At 53.2% G+C, this 2,238-nt stretch carries 3 protein-coding genes; all 3 read left to right on the forward strand.

The window, feature by feature from the left end; genetic code table 11:
* A partial coding sequence (locus ACUXV1_RS23150) for a DUF2345 domain-containing protein (protein WP_446016761.1) occupies window positions 1-523 on the forward strand: 523 nt, incomplete at its 5' end.
* 1 nt (window position 524) lies between these two features.
* Window positions 525-1,589, forward strand: a complete 1,065-nt coding sequence (locus ACUXV1_RS23155; protein WP_203391495.1) for a DUF2515 family protein — start codon at window positions 525-527, stop codon at window positions 1,587-1,589.
* The coding region (locus ACUXV1_RS23160; protein WP_446016763.1) for a hypothetical protein at window positions 1,582-2,238 on the forward strand (657 nt) is incomplete at its 3' end. The genes ACUXV1_RS23155 and ACUXV1_RS23160, both read left to right, overlap by 8 nt.

The raw sequence follows: 2,238 nt of genomic DNA on the forward strand, positions 1-2,238 counted from the left end.
GGGGGTGAAGGACAAGGTGGCGCTGAAGCTGATTGCCGCCAAGGGCAAGGTGCAGATGCAGGCGCAGAGCGACAGCATTGAGGTGACCGCGGACAAGGATGTGACCGTCACCGCCAGCAAGGGCAAGGTGGAAATCGCCGCCGGCCAGGAAATCCTGCTCACCAGCGGCGGCGGCTATATCCGCCTCAAGGGCGGCAATATCGAAGTGCACTGCCCGGGCGAAGTCAGCGTCAAGGGCGCCAGCCACAAACTGAGCGGCCCGGCCAGCATAGGCGTGAACATGCAAGGCTTTCCCAGCGCGGAACGCTATGATGAGCAATTCCGCATCCTGGGCCCCACCGGCAAACCCCTGTCCGGCCTGATGCTGGCCATCAGCGACGGACAGCAGCACTTGCTCCAGCACACTAGGTCGGACGGCAGCACCCAGCGCGTCCACACCCAACAATCAACGCCGCTGGAGGCCAGCCTGGTATGGCATGAGATACTGCCATCCGAAGACATGCAGCCGGAAGGAGAACCGTGAAATGGCGGACAGCACCGCTTACAAAGCCAACACCAACACCGCCGAGGGCTCCGTTTGCACCAATAAGGCCGGCTGCAAAACCCCGCTGTCACAGGCCCAGGCTTTCGCCTACCTGCGTGTCTCGCGCCCCATTACACTCTCGCGCTATTTGACCGGCCCCAACCCGCCGAACAGCCCGCCGCCACGGCGCATCCTCGGCAATTACGGCGACAGAGCAAGAGTGATTGCCGCCACTTATGCCCGCTTTTATCTAGAAATTGAGGAGTACGGCAATATCAAGAAAAAGGGCCGCTATTACTGGATGGCCCTGGGCGCCTTCGCCAGCAAAACCGTGGCCTGCACCATTGACTCTTGGCACTCCATCGCCGGACGGGCGATGTCCAGCTCTTATCTGCCCAATGCCGCCGACACCGACTTTGTCAGACGCCACCTGGCGCTGGGCAATTTCTGGCTGTTCCAGGACATCGCCCCCTTCCACTGGTATTACAGCCGCTACCCGGAACACTTCGATCAGTGTGTGCCGTCGCGCGGCTGCAAGGAGCTGCACAAGGAAGTCATCGACAATCTGGAGCGCATGGAACAAGGTGCAGAGGTACTCCCCCAAATAAACTATCTGGCGGCCACCCCTAGTGTCATCGAAGGATTTAAGCTGGTTAGGCAAATAGAGCAAGAAAATGACCCACATAAGCGACCTAAGTTGCAATTGCAACACCTCAAGCACATCGCGGTACATGAGCAAAAAGAGATTTTGCAACCCTTGATGTATGAAAACAAGGCGTTCAAAAGCTGGGTTCAGATTCAACGCGAAGGCAAGGAAATGATCAAGGACACCATGCTCAACCCGCTTCTGCCGGATATCGAGTTGGTCTTCACCCATGCCTGCAAAACAGATCAAAAGAAATTAAAGTCTGTTCCTCCTGCTGGCACCAAGTTGGAAGACTACGACAGCAGAATGAATTGGATATTAAAAGCCGCAGACTTATTCCACAGCATGATGACAGAGAATAATGCATTTATGGAGGCGGAATTGAAAACCATGGCAGGCTGGCATAGCAGCAATGACTAAGACAAAAAAAATTATCCTGAGTGTGCTGATTGCCGTTGCTGCTGTTACGGCTATCGCATTCAACTCAACGCACAAGAATCAAGAAAGTAGCAAAAAAATGAACACCGTCCACCCAAGCAATATAGAACTGACTCTATACCAGCAGGGCAGTGATTTTGAAAAGAGATACCCAGAAACCATCATCGCCGAGACACAGAACGTTGGTTTAAATTTTTATAACAGTATAGATTTCGATGCCAATGCCCTCCCTACGGTCACCATAGATGCTGGCGGCGTGAAGACAGTGATCCCGAAGGCTTTAAGTATCATGGGCATGGAAAACAAGACCCGTGGCCTAGGCATAACACGTATAAACGTCCATGCTCGAGTCAAAAACGGCGGAGCAATGTCTCATGATGAAGCCCGGCTCTACATCCTGGATCTCGTTGAAAAATTCATCACTTTAGGCTGGAAAAATACATTTTACTTAAGCAAACCTAGGCTGAGTGGCATCCATGCACTGAACTACTATGGTGCGGATGGCTTGGACCCAAACTACAAGCTGTCTTTCGCGGAATGGATGCAACTCAAAGGCACGCTGAGCTGGGAGTTCTATCTCAATCATACTTATATGACACTGGATGTTGACAGAGACCAAGACCACTTGGAC

Source organism: Chromobacterium sp. W521 (assembly GCF_052805975.1).

What these genes read in the sequence shown, in the direction of transcription:
- ACUXV1_RS23155 (WP_203391495.1), top strand. Translation starts at nt 525, where the DNA reads ATGGCGGACAGCACCGCTTACAAAGCCAACACCAACACCGCCGAGGGC.